This window comes from Chryseobacterium pennae (assembly GCF_003385515.1).
Lineage (GTDB): Bacteria > Bacteroidota > Bacteroidia > Flavobacteriales > Weeksellaceae > Chryseobacterium > Chryseobacterium pennae.
The window spans coordinates 379,974-404,491 of sequence record NZ_QNVT01000002.1 but is presented as its reverse complement, the minus strand read 5'-3'; the positions used below and the strand labels follow the sequence as shown (position 1 = coordinate 404,491).

The window sequence follows — 24,518 nt, the reverse complement described above, 5'->3', positions numbered from 1 at the left end:
TGAATATGAAACGTTTATATATAATACCTCTTATACTATTACTTTTTACGGTAAGTTCATGTGTTGGAGACCTGGATACAGAGCCCATTGATCCAAATATTGTGACCACAGAACAGGTATATTCCAATCCTGATAACTATAAAGGAGTTTTGGCCAAATGTTATGCTGCTTTATGTCTTAGCGGACAGCAGGGGCCTACAGGAGATCCGGATATGGGCAATTTTGATGAAGGCTACAGCTCATTTATCCGTTTGGCTTTCTATGTTCAGGTACTGACAACGGATGAAGCCATCATGGGTTCACAAACCAATGGGTTAAGACAAATGGCAACCAACAGCTGGGATTCAAATACCGCAATTCTGAATGGATATTATGCGAGACTGTACCAGATTATTGGATATACCAATGAGTTTTTAAGACAGACTACAGATGAAAAACTACAGGGAAGAGGACACACCGACCCCAAATTTAAACAGGAAGTCGCCTATTTCAGAGGAGAAGCCCGTTTTCTGAGAGCTTATTCCTATTGGGTATTATTAGACACATTTGGAAAAGTTCCGTTTGTAACAGATGCAGACAAGCAGGATCCTCAGTTTTTACCTAAGCAGATTATGCCTGGTGACTTGTATGCTTATATAGAAAAAGAATTGAAAGAGATTGAAACAATTCTCCCGGTAACCAATGAATATGGAAGAGTAGATAAAACAGCTGCCGATTTTCTATTATCAAGATTATATCTGAATGCAGAAGTCTACATAAAATCAGCACAATGGGCTAAGGCTGCAGAATATGCTGAAAAAGTGATCCAAAGTCACTACAGTTTATCTCCCAAATACCTTTATAACTTCCTTGCAGACAACAATACCTCTCCGGAAATTATCTGGTCTTTAAATATGGATGGCGTAAAATCCAAAACCTATGGCGGAACTACCTTTTATGTATTGGCACAAACCGGGGGTACCATGCTGAATTACCTGAATATGGGAATTTCAGGAGGCTGGGGGAATATCCGTTTGCGTCCGGAGTTTGTAAATAAATTCCAGACTGCAGACCAGAATTTCAATACTTCAGACCCTAATGCATTTACAAAAGGGGATACCAGGGCATTGATCTTTAATGTGGGACATAAAAAAGAAATTGCAGCTCTTCCGGGAACCTTCCAGGACGGATATGCCTTTACCAAATGGAGAAATGTAGACAAAACCGGAAAAGCAGGATCCGACGCAGCCTATGTAGATACAGATTTTCCAATGTTCCGCCTTTCAGAAGCTTATTTAACAGCTGCTGAAGCGTATTTCAGAGTAGGGAATGCTTCATCTGCACTTAGTAATATTAATGTAGTCAGAAATAGGGCTTACAGCAACGGAGCCGGAGCCATTTCTTCTTCCGATCTGAATCTGAATTTCATCCTCGATGAAAGATCAAGAGAGCTTTCCTGGGAATTAACCAGAAGAACCGATCTGATCCGTTTCAACAAATTCACATCCGGAGATTATGTATGGAGCTGGAAAGGAAATACCAAAGACGGCAAAGCGGTGGATTCAAAATTCAATATTTTCCCAATTCCATCTGCAGATATTACAGCTAATCCTAATTTAACCCAGAATGCCGGTTATTAATTAATTTAAAAATAAAGCGGGAAAGTTTCAAAAACCTTTAAGCTCAGAAGTTTTTGAATTATCAAGCCTAAGTTTGAAGAGTGGTGGTTCTCTCTTTTCCCTGCTAAGGGTCTTCATTATGAAGGCCCTTTTTTGGTTTCTAATACCTTCAAAATTGATAGAAAAAGTGAGATTTTATAAACATTAAAAATTGCTTTCTCACCATAGCCTATGTAATAAAAAAACAAACTGAATATCTACCTGTTTTTAGCCATTAAAATATTTAATTCGAGCATCTGTGGCCATCAAAACATTATTCAGAATCTGCGTAATCCGCGTGAGAATATCTCTCCACATTCAATTTTATCGCAGATAAAATCCTTGCGACTTAAAAACATACAGTATATAAAAAAATTAGCGCCCTTGCGTTTCCAACAAAACAGCCCTTTTGAAATTGGAAATAATAAAATTGTATTATTTGTAGAAAAAATACGTTTAAAGCAAAAAAATCCCTACTTTTATTCTAACCAAGTAAACAATTCGTTTTGAGAACTACTCTTAAACCTGTTATCGCTTAAAATTAGCCTTCAGAAACCGCAGGCTAATTATTCTTTCGTTCGGGTAACTCTACCCGAACAGGTTTTCATTTAATCCTATCATTTACTGTATTGCCAATGAAGGCAACTGTATCTCTATTTCTGTTTTTGACGGTTTTACTGTTCAGAAGAGAATAGGAGAGGGTATTTCTATTCAATAGCTGTACTGATTTTGTAATGCGTGAATAATAGGTGAAAAATTACTAAAGAATATTAAGCACAAATTATAATGAGTATAGAGTATACGTGGGTAATCAAAGCGAAAAATACACCCCTTTTAAAAAAGAAATGCAACCATTGTGACAGCGAAAGGTTTCATTGCAGTGATAAATTCAGGCTGAATGCCCAAAAAAAGAACATCGATATCTGGTTAATTTACAGATGTGTGAAATGCCACCACCGATACAATATGACGGTATTTTCCAGGATCAGAACGGAATCTATCAGTAAAGAAATCTTTAATCGACTTTCGGCGAATGATACTGATTTGGCCTGGGAATATGCTTTTTCCCGCGAAACAAGACGAAAAAATAATGCCGAAGCGGACTTGGATAGTGTAGAATATGGAATTCAGTTTGATGAGGTTCCGATTGAGCAGATAATCTCTGGTGACGATGAAATGATGAGCTTTACCATCAAGTGCCTTTTTGAATTTAATCTCAGATAATCAACGGTGATCAGAACCTGTTTGAACCTTTCATCAAGTAAGTTGAATCAATTAATTGATGCAGAAGCTATTTTCGTTCATGAAAGACTTTTACAAAAAAAACATAAAGTTCAGAACGGAGATGTTGTCAGGATTCATAAGGATAAACTGAAGACGATCTTATGGAAGGAAGAGCTATATGATGAAGTTGCTGTAAAATAGCCTTAATCAAAAGGATCGCTTCATCTGAGGCGATACTTTTATTTTATTATTCAGAAGAAATGATTCTATGAAGAAAACTCATCCATCATATCTGCTGAAGGAACAAAAAATAAAGTTCCCGTCTGGGCGGTACTGAAATCCAGGATTCTGTCGTAATTTCCTTCAGGATCACCAATGAACATATTCGTCAGCATTTTTTCTACTGTACTGAATGTGCTTGCATAACAGATAAAATAAGTACCCATTTCATTCGTAGAAACATTTCCAAAAGGCATATTATCTCTCACTACCTTAAAATCATCACCTACATTGGCCAATGCAATATGGGAGTTTTTAGGCTTTACTTCATCATCCATTTCAATATCCTGTTCCTTTGATCTTCCGATCACTTTTTCCTGATCTTCCACAGAAAGAGATTTCCAGGCATTCATATTATGGATATATTTCTGGACAAAAAGATAACTTCCGCCTTCGTATTCAGGATCTGCATCTCCAATAACAGCAAAATAATCACGGTCTTTACCATGCGGATTTTCTGTGCCATCTACAAAACCTAAAATAGATCTGCTGTCCCAATAACGGAACCCTTGAACCTCAACCACACAATCAGAAATTTCTGTCATAAAATCCGAAATCGTGGAAGCCATATCATACGCCAGACTTTTTTCATCAGAACGAATGTGAAAATGAATATCTCCTCTCGTACTTACTGCTGTATGTTTACTGCCTTTTATTTCTTCAAATTTTTTAAACTCTTTAGGTAACGGGCTGGGTAAGTCAAGCTGTAACCAGGCTTCATAGCCAATTCCCAGAACACAGCTTGCTTTAGAATTGGGAAAACGGTCAAGTGCCGAATTATTCAGGTTAGTGACTAATGCACAGACTCTCTGGAATACCGATTTAACTTTTGATGGATCTGCATCCTGTTTGAAATTCCATACCAGAAAATAAGTATTGTTGTTAGGATAGTCGGTGACATTTTGAGAACTCATGTTTTTTTGTGTTTCGTTTGCAGGCATTTTTACTGTTTCTAATGAATCAAATTTAATAAATGATAATGGTACCTCATCACTTTATTCTTGAGATAAACAATTTATGACAATTTTTTCACAAATTACCGTAGAGACTTTTATATTTTCTGGCAGTATGCAAGCCGTAAAATGAGTATTATTGTAATAAAATTAACCTTCAATACATAATATGGGGCATTGGGAGATTTTTCTGTTGTTTTTGATAATTGCTTTTGTCTATTCCTCAGTAGGATTTGGTGGTGGTTCCAGTTATTTGGCAGTATTGGCAATGTATAGCCTGCCATATCAGGAAATCCGTTTAACAGCGTTGATCTGTAATGTGATTGTAGTTGTGGGAGGCGTATATATTTACATTAAGAACAAGCAGATCGATTGGAAAAAAGTATTGCCCATAACGTTGGTGAGTGTTCCCATGGCCTATTTGGGAGCCGTAATGAAAATAAGTCAGGAAACTTTCTTCCTGATCTTAGGAATTACGCTCGTCATAGTTGCCATCTTATTATGGATTAAAACGGAAACCAAAAACATAGAGAAATTGCAACAGGATTCAAAATCAGCAGTCTTTGGGAACAGTCTTTTGGGAGGCGGAATCGGGTTTTTATCCGGGCTGGTAGGAATAGGAGGCGGAATTTTTCTTTCCCCTTTACTGAATCTGATGAAATGGGATACACCAAGGAAAATAGCAGCCACTTCCAGTGTGTTTATACTGGTGAACTCTGTATCAGGCATTTTCGGACAGTTATCAAAACTTTCTGTAGATATGGATTATTTCAGGATCTTAAGTTTATGTCTTGCCGTTTTTATAGGCGGACAGATCGGATCCAGAATGTCCCTGAAATGGAATCCTTTGATTATAAAGAGAATGACCGCTATTCTTGTATTGGTAGCAGGAATAAATATTCTCATGAAATATTGGTAAAAATTTAGTTTAAAAATAAAATGAAACTTAAAATATTGGCTTTTGGAATAACGAAAGATATTTTCGGAGCATCAGAAAAAGAACTGGAAGTTGAGGTTGGTCTGAATGTCAGGCAATTAAAAGAAAATTTAGAAAAAAAATTTCCTCAACTTATAAAACTGAAATCCTATTTCATTGCTGTGAATGAAGAATATGCTGAAGACGATCAGATCCTTATAAACACAGACGAAATAGCCATCATTCCTCCTGTAAGCGGAGGATAAAACTTAAGCATTCAGGAATAATTCGTGCATTCGTGGCATTATTTACCACAAACACAGGAACAAAAATACTGTGTAGAATCAAAGTTAAAAATGTAAAGAAATGATTGATATCAGAATAACAGAAAATCCATTAAATATCACCGAATGTCTTGGTCTGGCGCAGGATCTGAGCAGTGGCGGGATTGCAACATTTATAGGAACTGTTCGTAACATTACTCAAAATAAGTCTGTTGTCCGTTTGGAATATGAATGTTATCAATCGATGGCCACAAAAGAAATTAAAAAGGTAGCAGATCAGGCCATGACCCTGTTTTCTGTACGAAATATTGTTGTTCATCATCGTACCGGAATTTTGTTTCCAGGTGATGCTGCTGTAATCATTGTGGTAAGTGATGGGCATCGGGATGCTGTTTTCGATGCATGCCGTTACGTTATAGATACCATAAAGAAAACGGTTCCTATATGGAAAAAAGAGATTTTTGAAGATGGGGAAGAATGGGTTTCGGCTCATCCGTAATTGAAGACCGGAAATTCGTATATTTACTATAACAGATTATTCAGATATGAAAACCAATACATTAGAAAATAAATCTGTACAGAAAATAGAGATTGTCAAAGTAAAAGAAGACAAAAGTTTTCCTTATACAGACGATATTTCTGTAGAAGAACCGCTGGAGATCCGGATTTCTTATGGCTCAAAAGGTCAGAGGGAGAGTAAAAATATATCTGTAACCATGAGAACTCCCGGTAATGATGCAGAATTGGCTGCAGGATTTCTATTTACGGAAGGAATTATTTCAGATGGAAATCAAATTCAAAATATAGATCATCTACAGGCAGAATGTTCCAGGAACGGGGAAAACATTATTGTAGTGGATGTGGCCGAAGATTTTATTCCTCACTTAAAAAATGTTGACAGAAATTTTTATACCACCTCCAGTTGTGGAGTATGTGGGAAAGGCTCTATAGAATCAATAAAAACCGTAAGCACTTTTCAACATATCGAAAGAGAACAACAGACCTTATTATTTGAGGTGTTGTACAAGTTATCCGATAATTTACAGTCCTTTCAGAATAATTTTAGTGCTACAGGCGGGATTCATGCCTCTGGGATTTTCGATTTTGAAGGAGAGCTCCTTGCGCTACGGGAAGATGTAGGAAGACATAATGCATTGGATAAGCTGATCGGACATGCATTATTTACCGGGCAGCTTCCACTGAAGGATAAAATCTTAGTGCTCAGTGGGAGAGCAAGTTTTGAGCTTATTCAAAAAGCAGCTATGGCAGGAATTTCTGTGGTGGCAGCAATAGGAGCTCCATCCAGTCTGGCGGTAGATGTAGCAAAAGAATTTGATATGACATTATTGGGATTTCTTCGGGACAACCGTTTTAATATTTATAACGAGAGCAGTTTCCACAAAATTGTTGAAAAATAGATTATAAATGCCACGAATGAACGAATAAGATTAATGGATAATAATAATGAAGTATCCTAAAAGGTGTAAAATAAATATAGATAAGTAGTTATGAGCACAAAAACCATTCGTGGATTCGTGGCGAAAAAAATAAGAGATTTAGTAATCCATGATCTATGAATCCGTGGTAAAAACAGAAATAAACAAATGAAAATAAGAATAAAAGACAACTCCATCAGATTCCGTTTAACCCAATCCGAAGTCTCAGAACTGGGAAGAAACGGAATGGTTTCAAGCTTTACAGAATTTGTAGACAGAACCTTCATCTATACCATAGAGAAAACAAATGATACTACATTATCAGCAGCATTTATTGAAAATAAAATTGTCATGAAAATGCCGGAAGCTATGGTTGAAGAATGGATATCTACAGATATTGTAGGATTTGACGGGCAGGCTGGCCTGGTAAAACTTTTGGTAGAAAAAGACTTTGTCTGCATAGACAATACGATGGAAGATCAAAGCGATAATTACCCGAATCCCAGTCTTAAATGTTAATCACTTTACAAAATAAAAGGGTATGGAAGAAAATAATAAAAAGAAAGTAGAAGAAGAAATCGGTAGAGAACCCAATGCCGAGAATCCATTCACTTTACTTGACCTTAAGTTGACCCATGTGGAAAAAGCCGCCGCAGGAGTTCCTGCTGTGATGGCTGCTTTTAGTGATTTATTTGAAGAAAAAGCACCTATCCGTGGAATGAGAGCGCTGTTCAAAATGAATCAGATGGGAGGCTTTGACTGTCCAAGCTGTGCCTGGCCGGACCCTGATGATGAGCGTTCCGTTCTGGGAGAATATTGCGAAAATGGAGCAAAAGCCCTGGCAGAAGAGGCTACCACTAAAAAAGTGACCCCTGAGTTTTTCAAACAGAACTCTGTGTACGATCTGGCAAAATTAGATGATTATCAGATCGGGAAAATGGGCAGACTTACCGATCCTATGTATCTGGCTCCCGGAGCAACTCATTATGAACCTATCAGTTGGGATCATGCCTTTAAAAAAATAGCAGAACATTTCAATGCGCTGGAATCTCCGCATGAAGCTGCTTTTTATACTTCCGGCAGAACAAGTAATGAAGCATCCTTTGTTTATCAGTTATTTGCAAAGGAGTTTGGAACGAATAATATGCCCGACTGTTCCAATATGTGTCACGAAACTTCAGGTTCTGCACTCCGTCCAACCATTGGAATTGGGAAAGGAACCGTAACATTGGAAGATTTTTACGATGCTGAAGTCATTGTGATCATTGGCCAAAATCCGGGAACCAATGCCCCAAGAATGATGAGTGCGCTGGCAAAAGGAAAGAAAAATGGAGCTAAAATTATAGCGGTCAATCCATTACCGGAAGCAGGTCTGATGGGGTTTATTAACCCTCAGAGTGTCAGGGAAGTTCTTGTTGGCGGGGTACAGTTGGCAGACCTTTATTTGCCTGTAAAGATCAATGGAGATATGGCCTTATTGAAAGCATTGGAACTTCTTTTAATCGAATTTGAGAAACAAAACCCGGGTCAGGTTTTTGATGAAGACTTCATTAAAAATAAAACAGTAGGGTACGAGGACTTCATGAAGCAGTTTGATCAGTATAAACTGGATGAATTGGCTGAACTTTCAGGAGTACCGAAGGATGCTATCCGTCAGGCCGCAGAAATGATGGCTTTCAAAAAGAAAATTATCGTCAGTTGGGGAATGGGGCTCACTCAGCAGCCTAACGGAGTAGATATGATCCGCGAAATACTGAATATTCTTTTGCTGAAAGGAAGTATCGGTAAACCCGGAGCTGGTGTTTGTCCGGTTCGTGGTCACAGTAATGTTCAGGGAAACAGAACGATGATGATTGATGAAAAACCTACGGAAGAACAGCTTGACCGTCTGGAGAATTTCTATGGTTTCAAAGTTCCCCGTAAACATGGATATGATGTAGTACGGGCCATAAAAGCCATTCACGAAGAAAAAATAAAGATGATGTTCTGTATGGGTGGAAATTTTCTTTCTGCCACTCCGGATACCACATATACGGCCAATGCTTTGAGAAAACTTAACCTGTTGGTATGTGTTTCCACCAAGCTGAACAGAGGACATCTTGTTCATGGTAAAGAAGCTTTAATTCTTCCTACTTATGGGAGAAGTGATAAAGATATTGTCAATGGTGAAGTCCAGATTATTACGACAGAAAACTCTATGGGCGTTGTTCAGAGTTCAAAAGGAATGCTGGATGCTATATCAGATAACCTCATCAATGAAACTCAGATCGTATGCCGCATGGCAATGGCTACATTAGGAAGCCGTTCCGTAGTAAATTGGCAGCGTTATCATGACAGTTACGATGCAGTAAGAGATGATATTGAACAATGTATTCCCGGTTTTACAGATTATAACGTCCGTGTCAGACAAAAAGGAGGATTTTATCTTCCCAATGCGGCAAGAGACGAACAAAGCTTTTCAAAGGAACTTGGCGGACGTGCTCCATTTACATTAACAGAAGTACCGGATAATACGCTGGCTTCTGATGAATATATGATGGCTACAACCCGGACTCATGACCAATTTAACACGACTATTTATGGATTAGATGACCGTTATCGGGGAATTAAAAATGAACGCCGTGTGATCTTCATGAATCAAAAAGATATTGATAAAGCAGGATTTAAAGCAGGAGATAAAGTAGATCTTTTCAACTATGATGATGGGATAGAAAGGGTAGCTCCTTTATTCATTATTGTATCCTATCAGATTCCTGAAAAGAATACGGTCACTTATTTCCCGGAAACCAATGTGTTGGTCTCTGTCAATAATGTGGTGAAGGAAAGTAATATGCCTGCATCCAAGTATGTGAAAATCAAGATTAAAAAACATGATCCTGAAGTGTATAAAAAAGTAGATGAAATGCTATATCAGGGAGCCATCCAAAGACCATAATTATTCTTATATTGTTGTATGAAAAAAATACTGCCTGTAGCGCTGTTGTTACTTTCTGGCTGGGCATTCTGTCAATCCGGATTCAAACTTAAAGTGAGTGGGGAAATTCCTGCACCTTTAGAATTGAGTCTTGCGGATTTATCAAAGATGCCAAGAAAAGAAGCTTTACTTAAGGACAAGGACGGAAGCGTTCACATATATTCGGGAGTTGCTGTTCAGGATATTCTCGCAAAAGCGGGAGCTCCTTCAGGAAAGGAACTTCATGGCGAAAATATATCAAAATATGTATTGGCAAAATGTGCAGATGGCTATCAGGTTTTATTTTCATTAGCTGAGCTGGATGCTTCCATTGCAGATAAAAACGTGATTGTTGCAGACACCATTGACGGAAAACCTTTGGCTGAATCAAAAGGTCCGTTTCGCATTGTTGCAGAAGGTGAAAAAAAACCTGCACGCAGCTCTTATCAGCTACAGTCTTTAGTGATAGGTCAGATTAAGAAATAAATTTTAAGATAAAAGCTTTACAAGAAACAGTATGATTATAAGGAAGAAGGAACATTGGTTTAAAATGCTTTTTGTATGGCATGGTTCAGTATTACCAGGACTGTTGCCACGGCTTTTTTTGCTTTTTATTTTATCGTTGGGTGTAGTGTATCTGCGTGGGGTTATCTTTTCCTTTAAAATACCGCTTAATCCGGCACCATTAACGTTATTTGGTTTTGTATTGGCTTTATTTTTAGGGTTTAAGAATAATGCCAGCTATGACAGATTCTGGGAAGGGCGTAAATTATGGGGTGCTTTATTGAATACAGCCCGTTCATTAACCAGACAGGCTTTAACTTTAAAAAATACAAAAGAAAGCAAAGTTTCTGCCTCGGAATTTATCAAGCTGTTAGGCGCTTTTGTTTTTGCATTGAAACATCAGTTGAGAGGAACCGATGCTCATGAAGATTTAAAAGACAGATTGAATGAAGATCAGCTAAAAATAGTTTCTGTGGCAAAGTATAAACCTGCTGTCATTATGAGATTATTGGCGGAATGGGTTCAGCAGGCAAAAGAAGAAGGAAGTATAGATACGATTCAGCAAGCCCGTTTTGATGAAAATTTTGATAAACTTTCTGATATTGTAGGCGGGTGCGAAAGAATTGTTTCCACTCCGCTTCCTTACAGTTACCGTGTTTTATTGCACCGTACCGTATATATTTACTGTTTTCTTTTACCCTTCGGACTGGTTGATTCATTGAGATGGTTTACACCACTTATTGTTGTGTTTGTTGCTTATACATTTGTAGCATTTGAAGCCATTGCAGATGAAATTGAAGAACCATTTGGTACGGAAGCTAATGATCTTGCTCTGAACAGTATGTCTGTAATGATTGAGGAAACGATTCATGAAATGGCAGGAGAGGAGATTACCACTTCCAGGAAAGAGAAACAAACGATCATAGACTGATTTGGCAGATTGTAAACTTATGGAATCTTTGGGAAAACTGGCTATTTATACCATCGGACACTCTACTCGCCCTTTGGAGGGATTTTTAAAAATGTTGAAGTCATTTAATATTGAAGTTCTTGCTGATGTACGGAGATTTGCAGGGTCAAAGAGATATCCGTGGTTCAGCAAAGAAAATCTTGAGAAAGTATTACCGGAAAATAATATTGAATATATTCATTTTGAAGCATTGGGAGGCCGGAGAAAAGTTCAGCCTGATTCAGTCAATAGCCGTTGGAGAAACGAATCTTTCCGTGGATATGCTGATTATATGCAGACTGAAGAGTTTACCAAAGCGATTGGAAAACTGGAAACCATAGCAAGGACAAAAACAACTGTTTTTATGTGCTCAGAAGCCGTATGGTGGAGTTGTCACAGATCTATGATCTCAGATGATCTCAAAGCAAAAGGTTGGGATGTGGAACATATTATGAATATTGGAAAAGCTGAAAAACATCCTTATACTGCCCCTGCAAGAATAAGTAATGGCAAAGTCTTCTATTCAGATGCAAGTTTATTTGATTAAATAGATACTTTATGTCATTGCGAGCAAAGTGAAGCAATCTTACTTACTGGAAATTATTAGTTTTTAGCTTATTCCGTAGGAATCTATACTATAATAGTCTAAAAACAAAGTTGAGTTTCTTACGGAATGACAAAGCACTGTGTTGATTTTCATGTATGTAAAAAAAGATCTTATTCAACTAAAAATTATTCGTGCATTTGTGGCTAATAAACCTTTTGTCCCTTTTGGCTTTATTGAACCTTCTATTTGCAATTAAGAAACTAGCGTGGTATTTCATTAATACCGTTTTTCAAAGAAAACACCTCCTTTTCAGGAAATTCTTTTTTAATTTTCCTCACAGCTTCCATACTTCGTTTACCAGACTGGCAATAAATAACAATAGGATTTGAAATTGAAGAAATAAAGGAGAAATGTTCATCCAATTCATCCAACGGAATGTTTTTTCCGCCAATATTGAATTTTTGATGTTCTTCCTTTGTTCGTACATCTATAATTTCAAAGTTTTTCTGATTCTGCATAAATTCTTCACAACTTATGAGCTGCACAGTCTGAACCAGACCTGTAATCTGAGGAGAAGTCTTCCTTAACTTAATGATTTGCGTTCTGCCATTCATCACATTCATCATCCATAGTTTTCCCACTAAGGTTTCTTCAGACCGGATGAGGTATTTTATGGCTTCATTAGCTTGCATACAGCCTACCATTCCGGCTAAGGGAGGAATGACACCGCCTTCTCTGCAGTTAGGAACCTGAGACTCTTCTGCATTAGGAAAAACATCCCGGTAATTGGGAGAATAGGTACCGTCCTTTTGTAAAACATTCCAGATGCTTACCTGACCCTCATGTTGGTAAATAGCTCCATATACTAAAGGTTTTCCAGCTAAAACACAGGCATCATTCAATAAACATTTGGTTTCAAAATTATCGGTTCCTTCAATGATGAGGTCAAACTCCGAAATCAGCTCCATCACATTGGAAGAAGTAATTCGCAATCGATAAGGAATAATGGAAACAGAAGGGTTTTGCTGCTGTAATCTTTTGGCTGCAACATCTACTTTGTAAGCTCCTACATCCTCAGGCGTATATAAAATTTGGCGATGGAGGTTGCTTAAAGAAACAAGATCATCATCCGCAATACCAATGGTCCCTATGCCGGAAGAAGCCAGATATTGGGCAGAAGGACATCCCAGGCCTCCCATTCCTACAATAAGAACTCTTGCATTTTTCAGCAGTTCCTGAGATTCAATACCAAACCCTGGTAAAGCTATCTGACACTGATATCTTTCAAATGATGTACTCATAATCTGTTTTTTTTTCTTTTAGCCACGAATGCACGAATTTTTAATGTTTACTATTCAGTTTATTCCTTTTAACTTATTTCTAAGAATCCTTAATTATAGATTCTAATTATTACATCTGAGAATCTTATTCGTGCATTCGTGGCGTATATTTTTCACAAACATCTACTTAATTAGCGTAATCTGCGAGATATAAATTATATCCACAAGCTACTTACAGCATTCAATTTTATCGCAGATAAAATCCTTGCGCCTTAAAAGTATAAGCAGACAATCAATTTGCGCCTTCGCGTTTCCAAAAAAGTTTCCAATAAAATTAATTTTTCAGGATTCGTTGCGCCTTTTCAGCATCCTCAGGCGTATTCACATTCATTAAAGCATCCGGATTACCCGGTTTTAAAATAAGCGTGTCACTATTGATTAAAACCTTTCGCGGACAGGTATTTCCCATTCCCAGAAAATTAAGTAACAAAGGATAGCTTTTAGGCTCCCAAATCGTAATTAAGGGTTCAGGTAATCCATCAAAAGGACTTTCATAAGTAGTAGCTGCTTTTTCAGGATTTCTCGACTGTATTAAAAATTCCAGAGATTTTGGATCTAATAAAGGCAGATCACAGGCCACAACCAACCATGCTTTATCTCTCTGAGCCCGTAATGCTGAAAGAATTCCGCCAAAAGGTCCCATATTCAGGAAAGTATCAGTAAGAGCTTTATAATGAGGGTTGAAATTTTCCAACTGATCCTGCCGGCAGGAAATGAAAACTTCATCACAAAAAGGGGCCAGAAGATCAGCTGCAAAATAACGCTGTTCCTTTCCATGCCATTGAAGGAGATCCTTAGCTGTTCCCATTCTGGCACTTTTTCCACCAGCGAGAACAAGGCCGTTGATTTTTGGATTTGTATTATGCTCTTCTGAAGTCATTTTTTCCACCTGTTTTTTCAATTAATTTAATTTCTTTGATGACAATATCATGGCTCAATGCTTTGCACATATCATAAATAGTAAGGGCTGCAACAGATGCTCCGGTCAATGCTTCCATTTCCACTCCAGTCTTAGCCTCTATACTGGCTGTACATTGGATGACGATATCGTTTTGATTGTTCAGCTCTATCTGTAAATTACAGTTGTCAAGTCCGATAGGATGGCAAAGAGGTATGAGTTCACTTGTTTTTTTAGCCCCCATAATTCCTGCAATAATGGCAATCTGGAATACGGAGCCTTTTTTTGTTTGGAAATCATCTTTTTGCAAAGCCTCCAACACATTGTTGGGTAAAGAAATAATGGCTTGTGCAACGGCTTTTCTCTTGGTAACATTTTTTCCGCCAATATCTACAATGGCAGGTTCTCCGTTTTTATTAAGATGGGTAAATTCTGACATATATTCTTTTTTAAACCACTGATGGGAATTTTTTTGCCACGAATGCACGAATTTTTTTATTGCGCTTTCCTAATTAAACTGTACTGTTGAGTAATTTAGTAATAATTCTCAATAATCAAAATATTCTCAGTATTGTATTCGTGCATTCGTGGCATCTTTACAAATTATTTTAATCATTATACTTCCATACTCGATATACTTCTCCCTTTTTAAAACTATTCTGCTCCAAAGGAAGTTCCATAAAAGCATTCGTGTCCGCAAGATGAGAGAAATCCCCTGAACCATTTGTATTCACCGCCTCAGCAGTGACCTGCCCCAATTGATTCGTACCAAGTTTCACCTGAACAAAATATTGCAGGGAAAAGGGAACTTCGATATCGTTTTGTAACACTGCGAACCCAGAAAAGCATCCGGATATTTCCAGAGATTTTTCCAACCAGGGAATAAAATACCGATGTAAGCACATGAATACAGAAACAGGATTTCCCGGAAATGCAAAAACAAGTTTCTGAGTATTACTTTTACCAAACCAAAATGGTTTTCCCGGTCTTTGTTTTATTTTGTGAAAAAGCTTTTTTATCCCAAGTTCCTCGCAGGCCTGGGGTAAATAGTCGAATTTCCCCATAGATACACCGCCACTCATAAGGAGAACGTCATATTTATTAATACAACGGGAAAGTTCTTTTTTTATCTCTTCATAATCATCATTGAGATGAAGCGTATCTGCTTTAATATGATACTTTTTCAAAACAGACTGTATGGTGATTCCGTTGGAGCGTCTTAATTGATAAGGAGAAGGGATAGATTCCGGACTTATCATTTCATCTCCCGTAGAAATAATGATAATCTTGGGTAATTTTTTTACAGCTATGGTGGTTTTTCCAATGGACGAGGCTATTCCAATGATAGCGGGAGTGATCATCTGATGGGCTTTTACCAATATTTCACCCTCTTTTTTATCTCTGCCTTTCAGATGGATATTTTGTCCTTTTTTAATCTCAATGCTAAGACTTGCCACTCCATTATGGGTTGAGATATCCTCATATCGGATTACAGTATCCACTGAATTATCCAAAGCAGCGCCAGTCATGATTTCTATACATTCAGTTTCTGAATCAATAGGCACAGAAGACTCTCCTGCAGACTGTATCGCTATGATAGGGAAGGATCGTATTCCTTTTTCATAAGCAGTATAGCGGATGGCAATTCCATCTACGGTAGGGCGGTTAAAAGGAGGTAAATCCCTGTCTGCAGTAAGATCTTCAGCCAAGACTCTTCCTAATGCCTGGTTGTAGGCAATATATTCAATTCCAAAATTATTCGTCTGGGAAAGTATAATATCTTCTGCCTGTTGTACGGTGATCATTTCCATAGTTATCCTCCTATTGTAGCCATAGACTGATGAATAGATGAAGCGTTCAGGCTTTGTTGTTCCGCTTCCCATCCGTCTTTGGGCTTATGATGTATACTGTTGATAATTATATTTTTTAATTCGTCATCGGTTACACCTGAGCGAATCATATCTTTTAAATTGATCCCGCCGCCTTCGTACAGGCAGGTTCTCAAAATACCAGAAGGTGTAATCCGTATTCTGTTGCAATCTCCACAGAAAGAACGTGTATACGCTGCAATAATGCCGATATTTCCTATAAAACCGGGTATTTTATAATTATAAGATGTGGAACTTTTAGGATCTTCCAATTTTTTAATCCCGGGAAAATGATCTCTGATGTGATTATAAATTTGCGGATAAGTCCACTTTGGGGTTATGTCGCTATTATTATTTCCATTGAATGGCATTTCCTCAATAAAACGTACATCTACCGGAAGTTCTTTGGTAAGCTGAACCAGAGGAATAATATCTTCTATGTTCTGATGATCCATAACTACCGTATTAATCTTTACCTTGATGTGATGTTTCAATAAACCATCCAAGGTTTTCATTACCTTATCGAAGCTTTTGCGGCGCGTAATTTTGAAAAAACGATCTTCATCCAATGTATCAAGACTGAGATTGACAGATTTTATTCCAAATGCTTTAAGCTGTGGGATGTATTGTTCAGTGAGAAGCCCGTTTGTGGTTAAACTGAGATCAGTAAGGCCTTTAAGCTCCGAGATTTTTTCGATAAGACTGACGCAGTTTTTTCTGACAAAAGGTTCTCCACCCGTTATTCTGATCTTATCTACACCAAGATCCGTAAAGACAGTACATATGCTGAGCATTTCCTCATCTGTCATCAGGTCATCCTGCTTTATCCATGCAAGCCCATTTTCCGGCATACAGTAAGTGCATCGGAGGTTGCACCTGTCGACAACAGCCAGCCTTAAATAATTGATATGTCTTCCGAATTTGTCTGTTAACATAGGAGTAAAGCAAAAAGAACTTACACAAATATACTTATTGTTTTAACGAAAAACTAAAAATATAAATTTTGAAAATGATGTGTGGAAAAATAGGATTAAAGGTCTTAAAATCAAGATATATAAGGAAATAGAGCCTGGTCTTATGGGTTTTTAATATTCTTATTGACAGCAAACAATATGAAAATACGATATTCTTATCACGGTTTCTGATATTTCCAGACGGAGAAGAAGAATGTATCTTTGCATGCTGCTAAAAAACAACAGGAAATAAAATATATTGTAACGGTCATCGATGATATATGAGGTATTTTTATAAATTAGTATTGAAAAGGGTTATATGATAATAGATAAAGAACTGATTAATAAAAATTCGGTAGAAGAGGTGTTTAATAAAGGAATTGACGTTGTTTTTCAGGATGAGATCAGTGGTGATTCACTCAACTTTTTTCCTGAAAACTGTTTTACCATTATCTTACTGGATCAATGTGAGGGCGGAAAATGCACCACTGGCTTGAATCAATATGGGTTAAAAGCTCAGCAACTATTCATCCATCTTCCGAAAAGAGAGTACAAATGGGAACTGGCTCCTCATACTGTCGGAAGAAGGCTTATTATTAATGATGCTATTCTTAAGACATTTTCTCCGACGCTTAAATTTACTTTTTCCTCTTACAGTAAATATGAAATGATAGAACCTGATGATGAAACCTATCACAGATTCAGCCTTGAATTTAATGCCATCAGGAAAGAAATTGCTGCTGATGTTGTTTTTCCGGAACTTATCAATGCAAGGGTGCGTCTGTTAGCACTAATTATTAATCTTTGGGTAGAACATGCTTACGGAAATAAAGCATTGAGTACGCCGGATAATCTGGCTTTCCGTTTTCATATGTTGGTGGATAAATATTATAAAACGCAAAAGAATGTAGCTTTTTATGCTGGCGAGCTATGTATTACTCCTAATTATTTGGGGGTGCTTTGTAGAAAACAGTATACAATTTCACCACTCGAGTTTATTAAAGAAAGAATTATTCTTGAGGCTAAAAATTTACTTCACAGTTCAGACAAATCCATTAAAGAAATAGCTTTTGAGCTCGGTTTTCAGAATTTTTCTCATTTTTCTTATTTATTTAGAATAAAAACCGGATCCACCCCGAAAAACTACAGGAAAAAGCTGGAAGAGACCAAACTTGATTCAGAGTAAGTATCAGACATGCATTATTGTACGGAATACACTTATAGCATTCCCAGTAATTCTGATGACTTCAGGAATATGATTTTTTATGGTAACCTGAACCTTCATCTGTCCAATCCGATTGATGGTTTCCCCTTGTCTTCCGATAAACTCAAAAGTTCCGTAAGGAGCTTCTATAATTTTATTCTGAATAAGATACCCTCCCAATGGTCCATTCGCATTACCGGTAACAGGATCTTCCTGAATACCGATAGCAGGAGCAAACATTCTTCCGTATGTTAAAATATCATGATCATCAGAATCAAAGGTAAATACAAAGTAACCATTGCAATTGATTTCCTGGCTAAGACGGGTTAAAGCTCCAAAATCGGGAGCCAGAGTATTCAGGAGAGTTCTGCTGTTAATGCCAATCATCACTTTAGAATGGCCTGTAGAAGCAATCTGTACCGGGCATTTCTGATTAAGATCTTCCATTTTTAATCCCAGAGCTCCAACAATTCTTTGAGTTGTTGAAGGATCAAAAGCAGATTCCAGGCTAAAGCTTCCCTGAGTCATTGTAATCATATAGTCATTATCCTTTTTTAGAATATCAATTGGTAAGATGCCAACCTGAGTATTGATTTTAATAGTACAGGAGTCTAATTTATCCTCTATCGCCTTGGCATAAAGAGCTCCAATGGTGGCATGTCCGCAGATAGGAACCTCTGTAGTTGGAGTGAAGTACCGTATATGATAATCAAAATTGTCATCCTGGTCAGGTTTTAGCACAAATGCCGTTTCCGAATTATTGAGTTCCCTGGCAATAAGCTGCATTTCTTCAGTGGTCAGATTTTCAGCATTTAATACAACACCTGCAGGATTACCTTTGAATTTTTCCTTTGTAAAAGAATCAATTTGATACACGACTACTTCCTTCATCATAACTTATTAAATCAGGATAAAGATAAGTATAAATGAAACGATCTGCATAATATTTAGCCACTAATACCGAATAAAATCATTCGTGCATTATGATATTTTGCAGATTATAATCTGATATTGTTTTTTGGAAAACGCAATGGCACAAAGGTTTTTAATAAGGATGTTGTTTTTAAGGCGCAAAAAAATCAAAGGTTTTCAGCAAGGATATCATATATTTCTGCCACAATATTCTATGTTATTATATGGTTAGGAATAATTTTAAAATCTCATAACCAAAGGTTTTAAGTTCTTCAAGTTCCATTATTCCTATGTATGGATCCATAGCCAAAAGCTCAACAGTTCAAAATTTTATCGGAGATAAAATCCTTGCGCCTTAAAAACGTGTTAAAGTGAAAAAAATAGCGCCTTTGCGTTTTCCAACTAATCCCACTTATTAGCAACTGAAACCGCATATTTGCCGGCTCCGGTAAAGAAGAAGCTTATTCCTACTAACATATAGATTGCCAGTAACTCCAAAGCCCATCCACCAAAATCATTAAGTTTGAAAATATTAGCTGTCTGAGCAAGAATTGTTGCAGTAAAACAGTTTATAGCGAAAATTAAACCTGCCAGACGGGTTCTGAAACCTATCATCAGCATAACCGGAGCTATAAGTTCACCTGCAAATACTCCATAAGCGAAGAATGAAGGAAGGCCGTGCATTGTGAGCATATCCTCAATAAATCCGATTCCGTGAATCAATTTGTTAACGCCATAAACTGACATGGGAAATCCGATAGCTATTCTGCTGATTAATAGTCCTAAATCAATGTTTTTTTTCATTTTATTATTATTTAAAAGTTATATTTTACAAATGCCCCTACATTTTCAAGGGTCTTTTTTGCGTTGTTGAACTGGTCGAAATTAGAGGCCACTCCATACATTATTTTGTCCTGTTTTACCCCCAGACGGATAAACTGTAACCCTCTTGGATAACCATTGTCATCCAGGTTTCCAATGGCTAGCACACTGAAGTACCCCTGAAGGTTTTCTTTCAGATAAGGAGTGTATTCAAATGATACCGACTGTTCAAGAGAAAATCCTTTCTGATAGGTTGTTCCGATGGAGTAGGAAAGGGAATAAGTGGGCTTGGCAATCCGGTATTGTACATAAGCGCTGAAGAATGCACCCGGATTTTTGATACCGAATGCTGCATTTACGCTGAATCTTTTGGTAAAACTGTAAGCAAGAGTATTTCGGATGAAGAATATATTCTCTTTGTCTTTGGTATATTCTGTATCAAATAGAGTGAGATTATTGAGCTTAAGCCGATCATTGAAATAATAATTGACATTATGCATATAGGTATAGGAGCGGTGTCCTAAAACAAGGTCCGGAGTAAAGTTTAGTTTCTGTGCATTCAGACTTAGAGAGACTGATGCAAGAGCTGTTATGGCGATAATTTTTGCCTTCATATTGCACTCATTAAATTTCTGAGAGCAAAACTATTCAGGCAGGGACGGAATAAACTTAAGATATCTTAAGAAACGTCAGACAGATGTTTTTTCCTTAAATAACTGAGATATTCTACAGTGATTCCAAGATAGGATGCAATCATGTACTGAGGAAAACGCTGTTCAATATTACGATAGGAAGTAACAAAATTTCTGTATTTGGTATAAGCATCTACTCTTGAATGTTCAAACGTTCTTTCCTGCAACGTAACATAGGCAGACTGCATTTTCAGGCGCCAGAACTCAGAGATGGCAGGAATTTCTCTGTATAATAATTCAAGGTTGGTTTTACTGATCTGAACGATGGTAGCCTCTTCATTAGCCTGAATAAACATTCTTGAAGGAAGCTCACTCAGATAACTGTACAGATCATTGATCCACCAGTTTTCAATACCGAGCTGAGTAATATTTTCTTTGCCTTTTTCATCAATATGATAAGCATACAGGCTTCCTTGGGCAATAAAACGCATATGTCTTGAAATTTGTCCTTCACGAAGCAGATACTCTTTCTTTTTTAGCTGAATAAATTCCAGTTTTTGAATCACAAGAGCAATTTCTTCCTCTTTTAAAGGAACAATTTCCTGAAAATGTTCTGTTAGCTGCGAAATAATAATATCTGTATCCATAATGAAGTTTCAATATCGTCTGTCTTGCTTATTAACAGACAGATCAGGGCCAAATTTACGTAAATATTATGGCTAATGTCAAGAATGATTAATAGTAAGATTAAATGCTCAAATAGACTGAAGATTGGATGGTTAAATTTTACTATCTTAACTGATGCAATTGTAAACCATCAGAATATGAGTCATTTTGATAACGAATTTCAAAAATATCTTGCAGAACTGGTTGAAACAGGCTTTGAATTTGTCGGTAGTAATTCAGAAGAAGTAGATGCTGTTTATATCATCGGATTGATAGAATCTGGTTATTTTTATAAAGTATTTTATGAAATCAATGGTTATCTGGTAAAATCCCATAAAGTGAATGAAGTGTCTGATATGCAGTATGACATCAGTAACGAGAGGGCTTTTGGAATGCTTAATAGAGGTAATCAGATATTGAAGAATATTGAACACCTTTTCAAAAATGATGGGCGGGAAGTTCCGGTGATGTTTAAGTTATCCTATCATCCTAAAACAGATAAATTCAATAGTGATTTTAGTTATCATAAAATGTTTACAGACTATACAACAAAAACAGCACAGGATGTATATGAAGAATGGTTTGTCCAGATGGAGAGTTTGAAAGGATAATAATACTGTTTTTATAGGATTATATACCTTTTCTTCAGTATTTGTTTTATTCGTGATAAGCTGGTTGGTATTGAATGCCTTATATCATTACAGCCTATTTGCTGGAATCGATAAAAATCTGACTCCTGTAAAACCTGTAAAAGAAATCAAAGAGGAGCCGGAACAACTGAAAATACTTATAAGTTTTATGAAAACGGAAAAGCCTTATCGGGATGATAGGCTTACCTTACAGAAACTGGCAGAGCAGATGAACATGTCTGAAAAACAGCTTTCCCAGCTCATTAATCAACATACGGGTAAACATTTTTTTGACTTTACAAATGAGTTCAGAATCAATGATGCAAAGGTACTCTTAAAAGAGAATCTTCAACTTACAGTACTGGAGATTCTGTACGAAGTAGGATTTAATTCCAAATCATCTTTTTACACAGCCTTTAAAAAAGAAACCAATCAAACACTTACAGATTACATAAAATCAGTGAGTTTGTTGATGTCGGGCTTTAAATCAGACTGATTTTCCCCTATAAAAAAGTCCGATTTCAATAATCAGATATTTAAATTGATACAAAATTCCTGATTTGCTTCATCATTTAAAACTAAATATAATGAAGCCATCAATTCAATTTATTTTATTCCTTTTTAAATTTTGGAATATAGCCCGGACAGTCTTAGGGAGAAAAAATGAAACTTTCTTTAGATATCCACTTGGACAAATGGAAAATGGTTCCTCAAATATTTTCACTTAAATGATCTCTTTTTAATCATAAATCATCCTTTTTCATAGGGAAAAGAATCCTTTGTTTTGGAAATGGAATACTATTTGTAATGCATACCGAAACATGAAATGGATAGAATTTATTAGCAATCAGATATTTATGTTGAACCTATAGATGATTTAAAATTTAACAATTATTACCTTTAAATAATAAAAAAATGTTCCCTCCTCAATTAAACAGAATATTTTATTCATATAATCTCCTCTTTTTTCTTCTGTTGTGCTGCACCGGATCTGCTTATGGTCAGGGTGTATTTTCACATCAAAGGTTCGATAGTATCCTGTTGAAGAAAACAGAATCACTCCGGATCCAGGGAGATTATGAAAATCTTGTGCGTCTTAATAAAGATTATCTGAATCTGGCAGAAGAAAAAAACTATAAGGAAGGAATTATTCTTTGTTATATCAATATTTCCAATATTTCAGCCACCATCGGAAATTATAAAAGAGGACTGTCTTATCTTTCCCTTGCTGAAAAGGAACTTAAAAAGATCAGTAATCCGGCTTTAAAAGCAAGACTTTATCAGGAGCATGGCCAGCTGAATGGAGTCATAGGACTCTATAAAAGTGCTCTTGATCTGAATGCGAAAGGGCTATATTATTTAAAAAATATTCCGGATAAGGAGAAAAGAAAATTTTACCTATACAGGCTTTATGCTAATAGAGCAGACTTTCTATATAAAGCCAATAAAGCAGACTCAGCGTACATTTATTTACAGAAAGGAAAAAGGATTGACGGACAGGGAGTTCTACTGAATACGCTTTTGGCCAAACACCATTTAATATATACTAAAAGAAAAGATTCTGCTCTGATCTATCTTCAGAAAGCTTCAGATAAGATTGTAAATACCGGTAAAGTGAATGTTCAGAGTGGGTTTGTATATTTAACCTATGGAGATTATTATTTTGCGCTGGAGGATTATAAAATGGCACTGGAGTATTACAGTAAAGCTTTGGATTACTACAGTAAGACGAACAGAATGTATAATATTCCGGGAGTTTATGAATCCATAGCTAAAACCTATAAGATGCTGAATGATCCTCAGAAGGAAGAAGAAGCCATGCAAAAATATACAGATGAAAAAACGGAATTGGAAAATATTCAGAATGAAGCGATCAATATTTCAATAGATCATATGCTGAATGATAAAGAGGAAGAGTCTAACGGCTTTCAGCAGAAAGTTTATCTTTATATTGGCTTTATTGTTATTTTGTTATTGGTTGTATTTATCTTACTCTACAATCATAACCGGGCATTAAGACAAAAGAAAAATCAATTTAAAAGTGAAGCTCTTTCACTGAAAAACAGGATCAATGATTCGTTTGATGAATTAGTAGTCCTTGTCAAGAAGAATGACTCTACATTTTTAACAAGGTTTCAGGAAGTCTATCCTGAATTTTGCCCGAAACTTCTGGAGATCAATCCAAGGCTTGGCGCTTCTGAACTGGCATTCTGTGCGATGATAAAGCTTAATTTTACGTCAAAGGAAATTGCAGAATATACCTTTATTCAACACAAGTCTGTACAGCAGAAAAAACACCGTTTAAGGAAAAAACTGAACGTTCCTACCGAACAGGAGCTGTTTATTTTCTTTGATTCTTTATAAATACAACATTTAAATAGAAAGAACTTCTTCCAAAAAGAAGAACATCTTTACTGCTCTGGATTTTTAAATAACTGCAAGCAATGTAGTATATGTGTGGTAGCTGAAGATTCTGAATATTCATGTATTGTTTCTGATTAATATAAGACAGGTATTATGTGGTAAATACTTAAAAAGGAAAAAATAATTTCCAGACTTTTCCTTACCCTTGTGTTAAAATGAGAGAGTCTTCATTTTCGTGGGCCAGATTCAAAGTGTTTTTTATAGATTTTTATCGATAAATGGCCTTATTTAGGGGTGCGACAGCAAATGTGGTATAAATGTAGTATGATAAAATTGTGGTTTTTTTTAATAAGTTTTTAAAATTTGCAAAACCAAAAGAGGGGCAAAAATAAATATATTAAAAAATAATAAAGATTCTAAAAACACAAAGCGAAGCCCCTCTTTATGATGAATGGAATTAATGAAAAAATGGTGTTGGAAAATTATAAGATAAATTTAATGGACCAATAGAACTCCATCTAAGGAAAAATAAGTAAATTAATTTGCGC

Annotated in this window: 26 protein-coding genes; 16 read left to right on the top strand and 10 right to left on the bottom strand. The window is 36.5% G+C overall.

Annotated elements, in window-relative coordinates; all coding sequences use genetic code 11:
* The first annotated feature begins 5 nt into the window (after positions 1–5).
* From DRF65_RS04405 to DRF65_RS28375, 3 genes are all read left to right on the top strand, one after another.
* Positions 6–1,619: a RagB/SusD family nutrient uptake outer membrane protein gene (locus DRF65_RS04405; RefSeq protein ID WP_115969207.1), complete on the top strand. Its 1,614-nt coding sequence runs from the start codon at positions 6–8 to the stop codon at positions 1,617–1,619.
* A gap of 804 nt (positions 1,620–2,423) precedes the next feature.
* Positions 2,424–2,861 carry a DUF1062 domain-containing protein gene (locus DRF65_RS04400; RefSeq protein ID WP_115969085.1) on the top strand — a complete coding sequence of 146 codons (438 nt, stop codon included), beginning with the start codon at positions 2,424–2,426 and terminating at the stop codon, positions 2,859–2,861.
* A gap of 42 nt (positions 2,862–2,903) precedes the next feature.
* The gene (locus DRF65_RS28375; RefSeq protein ID WP_165852167.1) at positions 2,904–3,062 is read left to right on the top strand and encodes a hypothetical protein; all 159 of its coding nucleotides are present in this window, start codon (positions 2,904–2,906) and stop codon (positions 3,060–3,062) included.
* Positions 3,063–3,127: 65 nt separating this feature from the next.
* On the opposite strand, the gene DRF65_RS04390 is transcribed toward DRF65_RS28375, so the two are convergent.
* Positions 3,128–4,054: a Dyp-type peroxidase gene (locus DRF65_RS04390; protein ID WP_115969205.1), complete on the bottom strand. Its 927-nt coding sequence runs from the start codon at positions 4,052–4,054 to the stop codon at positions 3,128–3,130.
* A 208-nt stretch (positions 4,055–4,262) separates the two neighbouring features.
* Here DRF65_RS04390 and DRF65_RS04385 point away from each other — a divergent pair, with 208 nt between their 5' ends.
* The 9 genes from DRF65_RS04385 (at position 4,263) to DRF65_RS04345 (ending at position 11,682) form a co-directional block, all read left to right on the top strand.
* Positions 4,263–5,012 (top strand): sulfite exporter TauE/SafE family protein, encoded by a 750-nt coding sequence (locus tag DRF65_RS04385; RefSeq protein WP_115969081.1) that lies wholly within the window; start codon positions 4,263–4,265, stop codon positions 5,010–5,012.
* Between the two features lie 20 nt (positions 5,013–5,032).
* The gene (locus DRF65_RS04380; protein WP_115969079.1) at positions 5,033–5,275 is read left to right on the top strand and encodes a MoaD/ThiS family protein; all 243 of its coding nucleotides are present in this window, start codon (positions 5,033–5,035) and stop codon (positions 5,273–5,275) included.
* A gap of 100 nt (positions 5,276–5,375) precedes the next feature.
* The gene (locus tag DRF65_RS04375; protein ID WP_115969077.1) at positions 5,376–5,792 is read left to right on the top strand and encodes a molybdenum cofactor biosynthesis protein MoaE; all 417 of its coding nucleotides are present in this window, start codon (positions 5,376–5,378) and stop codon (positions 5,790–5,792) included.
* Between the two features lie 46 nt (positions 5,793–5,838).
* Positions 5,839–6,711, top strand: coding sequence for a formate dehydrogenase accessory sulfurtransferase FdhD (fdhD, locus tag DRF65_RS04370; RefSeq protein WP_115969075.1), 873 nt, complete (start codon positions 5,839–5,841; stop codon positions 6,709–6,711).
* Positions 6,712–6,897: 186 nt separating this feature from the next.
* On the top strand, positions 6,898–7,248 hold the full coding sequence (locus DRF65_RS04365; protein ID WP_115969073.1) for a DUF7009 family protein: 351 nt from the start codon (positions 6,898–6,900) through the stop codon (positions 7,246–7,248).
* 22 nt (positions 7,249–7,270) lie between these two features.
* Positions 7,271–9,664, top strand: coding sequence for an FdhF/YdeP family oxidoreductase (locus tag DRF65_RS04360; protein ID WP_115969071.1), 2,394 nt, complete (start codon positions 7,271–7,273; stop codon positions 9,662–9,664).
* 18 nt (positions 9,665–9,682) lie between these two features.
* Positions 9,683–10,168: a molybdopterin-binding protein gene (locus DRF65_RS04355; protein ID WP_115969070.1), complete on the top strand. Its 486-nt coding sequence runs from the start codon at positions 9,683–9,685 to the stop codon at positions 10,166–10,168.
* Between the two features lie 31 nt (positions 10,169–10,199).
* The gene (locus DRF65_RS04350) at positions 10,200–11,117 is read left to right on the top strand and encodes a bestrophin family protein (RefSeq protein WP_115969068.1); all 918 of its coding nucleotides are present in this window, start codon (positions 10,200–10,202) and stop codon (positions 11,115–11,117) included.
* A 19-nt stretch (positions 11,118–11,136) separates the two neighbouring features.
* On the top strand, positions 11,137–11,682 hold the full coding sequence (locus DRF65_RS04345) for a DUF488 domain-containing protein (RefSeq protein ID WP_115969066.1): 546 nt from the start codon (positions 11,137–11,139) through the stop codon (positions 11,680–11,682).
* A 260-nt stretch (positions 11,683–11,942) separates the two neighbouring features.
* Here the strand turns inward: DRF65_RS04345 and DRF65_RS04340 are convergent, their stop codons facing one another.
* The 5 genes from DRF65_RS04340 to moaA form a co-directional block, all read right to left on the bottom strand.
* Positions 11,943–12,983 carry a HesA/MoeB/ThiF family protein gene (locus tag DRF65_RS04340; protein ID WP_115969064.1) on the bottom strand — a complete coding sequence of 347 codons (1,041 nt, stop codon included), beginning with the start codon at positions 12,981–12,983 and terminating at the stop codon, positions 11,943–11,945.
* Positions 12,984–13,296: 313 nt separating this feature from the next.
* The gene (locus DRF65_RS04335; RefSeq protein WP_115969062.1) at positions 13,297–13,902 is read right to left on the bottom strand and encodes an NTP transferase domain-containing protein; all 606 of its coding nucleotides are present in this window, start codon (positions 13,900–13,902) and stop codon (positions 13,297–13,299) included.
* Positions 13,883–14,359 carry a cyclic pyranopterin monophosphate synthase MoaC gene (gene moaC / locus DRF65_RS04330; protein ID WP_115969060.1) on the bottom strand — a complete coding sequence of 159 codons (477 nt, stop codon included), beginning with the start codon at positions 14,357–14,359 and terminating at the stop codon, positions 13,883–13,885. Before moaC ends, DRF65_RS04335 begins: the two co-directional genes overlap by 20 nt.
* Positions 14,360–14,528: 169 nt before the next feature.
* Complete coding sequence (locus DRF65_RS04325; RefSeq protein WP_228438513.1) at positions 14,529–15,803, bottom strand: molybdopterin molybdotransferase MoeA; 1,275 nt, start codon at positions 15,801–15,803, stop codon at positions 14,529–14,531.
* Positions 15,734–16,723, bottom strand: coding sequence for a GTP 3',8-cyclase MoaA (moaA, locus tag DRF65_RS04320; RefSeq protein ID WP_115969056.1), 990 nt, complete (start codon positions 16,721–16,723; stop codon positions 15,734–15,736). Before moaA ends, DRF65_RS04325 begins: the two co-directional genes overlap by 70 nt.
* A gap of 337 nt (positions 16,724–17,060) precedes the next feature.
* Here moaA and DRF65_RS04315 point away from each other — a divergent pair, with 337 nt between their 5' ends.
* On the top strand, positions 17,061–17,927 hold the full coding sequence (locus tag DRF65_RS04315; protein ID WP_115969054.1) for a helix-turn-helix domain-containing protein: 867 nt from the start codon (positions 17,061–17,063) through the stop codon (positions 17,925–17,927).
* A gap of 3 nt (positions 17,928–17,930) precedes the next feature.
* Here the strand turns inward: DRF65_RS04315 and DRF65_RS04310 are convergent, their stop codons facing one another.
* From DRF65_RS04310 to DRF65_RS04295, 4 genes are all read right to left on the bottom strand, one after another.
* A complete protein-coding gene (locus tag DRF65_RS04310) occupies positions 17,931–18,839 on the bottom strand; it encodes a PhzF family isomerase (protein WP_185148451.1) in 909 nt (302 codons plus the stop codon).
* Positions 18,840–19,259: 420 nt separating this feature from the next.
* Entirely contained in the window at positions 19,260–19,661 is a 402-nt protein-coding gene (locus tag DRF65_RS04305; RefSeq protein ID WP_115969050.1) for a DoxX family protein, read from the bottom strand.
* An 11-nt stretch (positions 19,662–19,672) separates the two neighbouring features.
* Positions 19,673–20,293 carry a hypothetical protein gene (locus DRF65_RS04300; RefSeq protein ID WP_115969048.1) on the bottom strand — a complete coding sequence of 207 codons (621 nt, stop codon included), beginning with the start codon at positions 20,291–20,293 and terminating at the stop codon, positions 19,673–19,675.
* 65 nt (positions 20,294–20,358) lie between these two features.
* The gene (locus DRF65_RS04295; protein ID WP_115969046.1) at positions 20,359–20,958 is read right to left on the bottom strand and encodes a Crp/Fnr family transcriptional regulator; all 600 of its coding nucleotides are present in this window, start codon (positions 20,956–20,958) and stop codon (positions 20,359–20,361) included.
* 177 nt (positions 20,959–21,135) lie between these two features.
* On the opposite strand from DRF65_RS04295, the gene DRF65_RS04290 reads away from it, so the two are divergent.
* From DRF65_RS04290 to DRF65_RS04280, 3 genes are all read left to right on the top strand, one after another.
* Positions 21,136–21,588: a hypothetical protein gene (locus DRF65_RS04290; RefSeq protein ID WP_123947271.1), complete on the top strand. Its 453-nt coding sequence runs from the start codon at positions 21,136–21,138 to the stop codon at positions 21,586–21,588.
* Between the two features lie 70 nt (positions 21,589–21,658).
* Positions 21,659–22,102, top strand: a complete 444-nt coding sequence (locus DRF65_RS04285) for a helix-turn-helix domain-containing protein (RefSeq protein WP_123947270.1) — start codon at positions 21,659–21,661, stop codon at positions 22,100–22,102.
* 545 nt (positions 22,103–22,647) lie between these two features.
* Positions 22,648–23,970 carry a tetratricopeptide repeat protein gene (locus tag DRF65_RS04280; RefSeq protein ID WP_228438511.1) on the top strand — a complete coding sequence of 441 codons (1,323 nt, stop codon included), beginning with the start codon at positions 22,648–22,650 and terminating at the stop codon, positions 23,968–23,970.
* The last annotated feature ends 548 nt before the right edge of the window (positions 23,971–24,518 follow it).

Coding starts and splice junctions, on each gene's coding strand:
- DRF65_RS04375 (WP_115969077.1), top strand. CDS start 5,376: ATGATTGATATCAGAATAACAGAAAATCCATTAAATATCACCGAATGT.
- DRF65_RS04290 (WP_123947271.1), top strand. CDS start 21,136: ATGAGTCATTTTGATAACGAATTTCAAAAATATCTTGCAGAACTGGTT.
- DRF65_RS04365 (WP_115969073.1), top strand. CDS start 6,898: ATGAAAATAAGAATAAAAGACAACTCCATCAGATTCCGTTTAACCCAA.
- DRF65_RS04390 (WP_115969205.1), bottom strand. CDS start 4,054: ATGAGTTCTCAAAATGTCACCGACTATCCTAACAACAATACTTATTTT.
- DRF65_RS04405 (WP_115969207.1), top strand. CDS start 6: ATGAAACGTTTATATATAATACCTCTTATACTATTACTTTTTACGGTA.
- DRF65_RS04295 (WP_115969046.1), bottom strand. CDS start 20,958: ATGGATACAGATATTATTATTTCGCAGCTAACAGAACATTTTCAGGAA.
- DRF65_RS04345 (WP_115969066.1), top strand. CDS start 11,137: ATGGAATCTTTGGGAAAACTGGCTATTTATACCATCGGACACTCTACT.
- DRF65_RS04400 (WP_115969085.1), top strand. CDS start 2,424: ATGAGTATAGAGTATACGTGGGTAATCAAAGCGAAAAATACACCCCTT.
- DRF65_RS04300 (WP_115969048.1), bottom strand. CDS start 20,293: ATGAAGGCAAAAATTATCGCCATAACAGCTCTTGCATCAGTCTCTCTA.
- DRF65_RS04355 (WP_115969070.1), top strand. CDS start 9,683: ATGAAAAAAATACTGCCTGTAGCGCTGTTGTTACTTTCTGGCTGGGCA.
- DRF65_RS04385 (WP_115969081.1), top strand. CDS start 4,263: ATGGGGCATTGGGAGATTTTTCTGTTGTTTTTGATAATTGCTTTTGTC.
- moaC (WP_115969060.1), bottom strand. CDS start 14,359: ATGTCAGAATTTACCCATCTTAATAAAAACGGAGAACCTGCCATTGTA.
- DRF65_RS04325 (WP_228438513.1), bottom strand. CDS start 15,803: ATGGGAAGCGGAACAACAAAGCCTGAACGCTTCATCTATTCATCAGTC.
- DRF65_RS04340 (WP_115969064.1), bottom strand. CDS start 12,983: ATGAGTACATCATTTGAAAGATATCAGTGTCAGATAGCTTTACCAGGG.
- DRF65_RS04310 (WP_185148451.1), bottom strand. CDS start 18,839: ATGATGAAGGAAGTAGTCGTGTATCAAATTGATTCTTTTACAAAGGAA.
- DRF65_RS04335 (WP_115969062.1), bottom strand. CDS start 13,902: ATGACTTCAGAAGAGCATAATACAAATCCAAAAATCAACGGCCTTGTT.
- fdhD (WP_115969075.1), top strand. CDS start 5,839: ATGAAAACCAATACATTAGAAAATAAATCTGTACAGAAAATAGAGATT.
- DRF65_RS04315 (WP_115969054.1), top strand. CDS start 17,061: ATGATAATAGATAAAGAACTGATTAATAAAAATTCGGTAGAAGAGGTG.
- DRF65_RS04380 (WP_115969079.1), top strand. CDS start 5,033: ATGAAACTTAAAATATTGGCTTTTGGAATAACGAAAGATATTTTCGGA.
- moaA (WP_115969056.1), bottom strand. CDS start 16,723: ATGTTAACAGACAAATTCGGAAGACATATCAATTATTTAAGGCTGGCT.
- DRF65_RS04305 (WP_115969050.1), bottom strand. CDS start 19,661: ATGAAAAAAAACATTGATTTAGGACTATTAATCAGCAGAATAGCTATC.
- DRF65_RS04360 (WP_115969071.1), top strand. CDS start 7,271: ATGGAAGAAAATAATAAAAAGAAAGTAGAAGAAGAAATCGGTAGAGAA.
- DRF65_RS04350 (WP_115969068.1), top strand. CDS start 10,200: ATGATTATAAGGAAGAAGGAACATTGGTTTAAAATGCTTTTTGTATGG.